Raw genomic sequence first — 5,462 nt, forward strand, 5'->3', positions numbered from 1 at the left:
TCATCTCCACTCTCTGATGGTTACGATGAGCCTGAAATCCTCCGTTACGCAATCAACCTATTCTGTTCCATGAGTGCTGATGGCAGACAGATGGTGCGGGGATTTCTGATCTACCGCAAAGTTCTTGGCGATCAGGCAAATATGGGTATTGCCAATTTTGTTGCTTATAGCGGCGACAGCGCTGCGGCCGATGTCGGACTACTTGGCAGTGAACAGCCGCATATTGATGATTTCGTCAGGCACCAGGCCTATATGGCCGCAGGTGTTGCCCTGGGGCTGGAAACAGCGAGCGCCGACGAGCTCAAAGAAAAATTCAGGCGCCTTGTCGAAGAAGGCGTTGAGCAAGCGCAGGCGCGACTGGCTGACGAGCAGTAGGTGTAGCGGATTGCACTTATCCGGCGCTCGGATCGCAAACAGCATGATTTAGCGTCTGCGCTTGCCCCGCAGCATGGACGCGATCACAACCAAGCCCACGGAGCACAAAAAAACTGTGCTAGACAACCGCAAGCGGACCGTCGCTTCAGTCTCTACAAGTTTTCACCGAGCGACCTGATAGGCACGGACACAAATCCTTGCCGCGAAAAAGGTGCTTCTGCTTTTTCCTGACACGATGCATCGACTTGCGGTTCAATGCGCCAATATCTTTCGCATGCGTATCGAGTTCTGAGAATATGTCCGGCAAAAGCTCAACTATGGTTCGCGAAACATCCAGCGTCTTGTGCAGGCATTCAACCAAGTCTGGAGTGCCATAAAAGTCATGTCGACCGACAGAAAACTCTCTCTTTAGATGGCGTGTGCCCCAAGCGTCATAAGTCGAAGTAGCCTTTGTCGTGGTAGCAAAGAGATCACCAACATTAGGATGAAGGAATTCGCACAAGACGTCATATGCGAGCCGACAACCGGGAGCTCGTTTATTCAACTTGTCGATATGGTTCAGTATTTGTCCGGCAGAAACATCGAGATAGTTTTCCTTGGGCTTATATACCAGCTCTCGATTTTTGGATTTCGTAAAATCAGATTGGGCGAGCTTATGCCAATCGACGCGAGTGCCATAAAGGCTTTTTCCGATCATTTCTCCGATCTTGGTTTCGTAAAGAACTTCGTGAAAACCCTTGGCCTTTGCTGCCTCGCGCCATGGCTCTGCGAGTTTTGAGCGAACGCTTTCCGCTAGTGCCGCCCTTTCGATCAAACCACGAATAAGAGACAGCGGAACTAAGCCGTAGCCTTCATCAATCGCTTGAAGCGCGATTTTGGCATGCTCGAAGCAAGCCAGTCGAGTAACGCAGCAGAAGGCGATGATCTGTTGGGCATAGATTGATTGGTTATAAATAGAAGCTCGCACTGCGGCATTGGAGTGACCATCCGGAGTGCCGGGTTTGCCCGAATTAAACCAGGCAGCCATACTGTTGGCTACGGGAACTGCTTGCGCTTGGCTGACCATGCGGAAGGCGTGCTCACCGTTTAAGTCCTCAGGCACCCGATCAACAAGTAACTCTAAGGGTTGTCTAATGGTATTCCAGTCAATCCGGACTTCGTGCTCGGCCATATTTCACTTTTAACCATCCATATTAGTCACTTAAGCGAACCGCTCGGAGCTCTCCTGGCAACCATTTTTTTGTATCTATTCGCATTGGAGACAGTCAAGGCAATGGTTGGATAACCGCGTTCCCGACTATTTGCCGCTGGCGCAAAGCTAGGTTGGCCAGACACGAACACCCGCCAGCAAGAAAGCGCATCATCTCAAACCTTCACTGATTTTTCCGAACGCCCGATCACAGGCCTTTACCGGCGAGCATGTGACGGGGGGGGCGAAAGGCCCGGTGGTCGGGCTGGAAAAACAGCCGGAGGATGAGATGCATCTTGTGACGATATTTGAACTAGCCAACCGCCCCGATACTGAGCTTCAGGCTATGCTCCAGAACATGGACCGAGTACTTGCCAATAGCCGCCCGCATTCCGCGCAGCAGCGGGCCGCACATGCGAACAGCCAAGCGATACGCCGCGCTCTGAACTGCCAGAACCGGCGCAAACCGGGGCCGACGCCATAAGCGCCGACCTACAGTCCGACATTTCTATCGGCGACACACATTCCTTGGATTTCGCACTCACGGAACGCACAGAGATTAGCGGAGTTTCACATCGACACCGAAAGTAAGATTTGCCGCGCGGCACAGAGCTCGAATCCCGCGTTCCAAGTCTTCCCGTCCAATGTTTTTGCTGATCCACCAACCTGATGCCGTTTTTATTACCGGAAGGTCGGTGTTTCCGGGGTGGATTGCCTCTGGTTTTCGGGCCACGTACCGCCTCGTGCGCCCGCTCATCGCAGCTAATTCGTCAAGTGCGTCCGGGGCAATCCTGGCTGTGATGTCTACCATTTTCGCAAAGACCTCAGGTAAAGTCTGCGCGCCGAATGATGTGCCAAGGAACTCTGCCGCATACTTGCCTTGCGGGGCAGCGCGTGGCTCCGTGGGCTTCACATAGCCGCCGCGCGGAAGCGGCTTGCGTTGACTCGCGATGCTCGCTTCAAGCGTGCCAGCGACGTCCGTATCCAGGGCAGTGTGCATCCGGAGAAGGGCCTCAACGAAGTGCGCCGGTAGGAACACCTGCACCATTTCCTCATTGGCGTGGAGTTTCATGACAATCTCCTGTGCTTTCTGCGACGAGATTTCGGAGCGGCGTGATAGAGCGTGATCAGGGCACCGTCCTCGACGATTATCTTGCTGCCGCGCAATCGTTCGAGTTGTTGAATTTCGCGCTTTCGTTTTTCGATTTCCCGTGCGGCGGCACGGTCTGTGAGAAAATAGGCGTCATCAGCGACACGCGTGGCCGCACTGATGAGGAGATCGATATCATCCTTGCGGAAACCTCGCTGATTCATGCGCTTCTCTGCGTGATGTGTGAGCCGAAGATCAGGCATTTTCACCTCCCTTGGATTCATTTGACGTCGCAGAAGGTTCGCTTGTTTTGTCGAGCCCAATAAGGGCCAGCAATTCATCGCGTTCCGCTTGCCTTTCAGAAAGCTCGTCGTCAGGAATGGAGGCAATCATCCAAGCAATACGCTCTTCGGCTTTGTCATCACCCAGAAGTTCTTCGGGAATGTCTTTGAGTTTGACGTGCCCGCGCAAGAGCGCGTATTCCGCATCGGGATCATCGCCGGTCAGGCCGGTGATGACATCACTTGCGATCCGGTACTTCGGCAACCCCTCACTTGTCTTCCAACCGAAGTCTTTATCAAAGGAAATGGTTGCCGCTTCGGTTTGGCGCGCGAGTTCCTCAATATAGTCGGCGAACGGATTGTTCACGGAGCGGTCGTACCCGCAGTCAAATGCTTGCTCCGACGCTTCCACGCCAAAGAGATCCAGTTTGGCAATCGACTCTCTTTCCGCGGCCGTTCCGTCATCCACGCGCCAAGCGGAAAAAACATACGAGTTGTGGCCGCCGCCAAGGTCTTGGAGCCTCTGTGAGGCTTCCTCGATTTCTTCGACACGCTTTTTCCGCCACGCGAGACTTCCTTCCGCAAGCAGGGCGGCAAAAAGCGGCGCCATTTCAATCTGGGTCCGAACCGGAATGCCATAGACGTGCTGGACCACGTTGAAGGCCAAAGCCGTTTCGGCATCGATCATTGTTCGCAGGGGGCGATAACCGAACTTACGCAAGGCCTGTTCTCGATCCTGGTCTTCTGTGGGCGGCTTTGACAATGTCTCGACATCAATTCCAAGGGCCTTCGCTATTGCAGAGGCAACACGTTTATTGGCTTGATACGTGCCTTCCTTGGCGCCTTCGATGCGTTTGATCGTCGGTAGGCTGACTTGATCTTTGCCGCGTGTGGCGTCGACAAGTTGCTCTTGCGTCCACTGTTTACGGGCTCTGCCCGCCTTCAGTGCTTCGGGATGGATTGGCGTGCTCATATGTCTATCTCCGGTATCATGGTAATAATATGATGCCGATATCGCCACCTCTCAAGTATCATCTAGGCATAATAATCCCACTACCTCCTCCAGCTTGTTTGCACAGATCGTGCGCAGGTATCACGAAATGAGCCTTCAAGCGCCGTTAACGCCGCGCTTGCCCTTGTTGGCTCAGCAAATGACACCGCGCAGTATCAGCGTGGCCTTCTGAGACGCTAGCGGCGAAAGATACCGGTTCACTTTACCGCCACTGATATCCGCCCTGGATCAGCGGATTGGTCATTAGCGGTCTCGCCCGCGCTCATTGTCTTTGCGGCGACGCTCACGTTCCTGCCGCTCCCTGAACTCTCGCGCCTTCCGGCGGCGCGCACGCAGTTTCCGCTTTTTCTCGGTGTCGGCGGACTTCGGTTTACGGCCGTCGCTACCTTCACCTTTTTGATCACCTTTGCCGTCATCGTTGACATCACGGGCGTTTTCTTTGAACGCGGCGATTTTCTCCTGCTTTTGCGCTTTGCGCCGCCGCCGGTCGGCGGCATCGCCGGTTTTGGAAGCTTCCGGGTTGGCAGCGTTTTTGTTGAATTCCTCAGGTAGGGTTTCGTGCTGTTCTCTTTCCTGCTGCCGCCGGGCAGCCCGCTCTTTGTCCAAAATCTTCTTGGTGTGTCGGCCCTTGGCCTTGTGCGGTGCGGCTTTCCGGCCTGGCGGTGCAAACTCAAGTGCCGGTGCCGGTGCTTGCTGCGCACGTACGAGTTCGCGTTGGCGCTTCTGCGCCAAGAGTTGCGTTTCCAGAGTCCTTTTTTCGTAGGTGTCGATACGTTCGAGTGAACGAATGTGCCGATTTACTTCGATAAGCTGGTTGTCATATCGCCGCTGAAGTTTCGCTGCTTCCTGCTTTTGCCGCTGCGCGCGATGGATTTGTGCGCGTTTGAAGCGATAATCGCGAAAGGCTTGCAGGCCGGTGATACGTGCCAAAAAGCCAGGCAAGCCTTTAGGCCGGTTTTGTTCATGGGCAGCGCGGGCGCGCGTGATTTCCTTTTGGTGGCGCTGCTCAAGTGCGGCCATGGCTTGCTGTGCTTCCGCAGTAATCTGATCGCGCGCTTCTTCCAGTTTTTCCCGCCTTCTGTTTTGTGCTTTTTTCAGGTCGTCACGCTGCGCGCGTTGCTGTGCGCCAAAATCGTCTTGAGATTTTTCTTTGACGGCCTGCTGGCGCTGCCGCGCCATTTCTTTGGCCTGATCGACCGAAGGCAGCGCCTCTAACGGGTAGTCTGCCTTGAGCCGCGAGGCGATCTCGGCTGCCTTGATGCCTTTCAGGCAGCGGGATAGGCCGTGGAGCTCACCATAGCGGTCAATCAGGACATATGTGGAATTGCCGTTGCGTTTGCCGGTCTTACGCGAGCGTCGCCCGTCACCACGGGCGAGCGTGTAACCGTGCGGATGTTGTTCAAGGGCATTGACGAATGCTTTAGCTGTCTGCCATCAGCACTCATGGAACAGAATAGGTTGATTGCGTAACGGAGGATTTCAGGCTCATCGTAACCATCAGAGAGTGGAGATGAG

The 5,462-nt window shown here is 54.6% G+C and carries 6 protein-coding genes; 1 reads left to right on the top strand and 5 read right to left on the bottom strand.

The features are described 5' to 3' along the window. On the top strand, positions 1 to 375 hold a 375-nt coding region (locus ACR0K9_RS21330; protein WP_480826082.1), incomplete at its 5' end, for a hypothetical protein. 145 nt (positions 376 to 520) lie between these two features. Here the strand turns inward: ACR0K9_RS21330 and ACR0K9_RS21335 are convergent. From ACR0K9_RS21335 to ACR0K9_RS21355, 5 genes are all read right to left on the bottom strand, one after another. Beyond that, on the bottom strand, positions 521 to 1,546 hold the full coding sequence (locus ACR0K9_RS21335) for a hypothetical protein (RefSeq protein WP_480826083.1): 1,026 nt from the start codon (positions 1,544 to 1,546) through the stop codon (positions 521 to 523). A gap of 577 nt (positions 1,547 to 2,123) precedes the next feature. Beyond that, the gene (locus tag ACR0K9_RS21340; RefSeq protein ID WP_480826084.1) at positions 2,124 to 2,636 is read right to left on the bottom strand and encodes a hypothetical protein; all 513 of its coding nucleotides are present in this window, start codon (positions 2,634 to 2,636) and stop codon (positions 2,124 to 2,126) included. Further along, positions 2,633 to 2,917 (bottom strand): hypothetical protein, encoded by a 285-nt coding sequence (locus tag ACR0K9_RS21345; RefSeq protein ID WP_480826085.1) that lies wholly within the window; start codon positions 2,915 to 2,917, stop codon positions 2,633 to 2,635. Before ACR0K9_RS21345 ends, ACR0K9_RS21340 begins: the two co-directional genes overlap by 4 nt. Then, positions 2,910 to 3,908 (bottom strand): helix-turn-helix transcriptional regulator, encoded by a 999-nt coding sequence (locus ACR0K9_RS21350; RefSeq protein ID WP_480826086.1) that lies wholly within the window; start codon positions 3,906 to 3,908, stop codon positions 2,910 to 2,912. The genes ACR0K9_RS21345 and ACR0K9_RS21350 overlap by 8 nt, the downstream gene beginning before the upstream one ends. Before the next feature lie 282 nt (positions 3,909 to 4,190). Further along, entirely contained in the window at positions 4,191 to 5,126 is a 936-nt protein-coding gene (locus tag ACR0K9_RS21355; protein ID WP_480826087.1) for a hypothetical protein, read from the bottom strand. Positions 5,127 to 5,462 lie beyond the last annotated feature (336 nt).

It is taken from the genome of Ruegeria sp. L12, assembly GCF_056531745.1.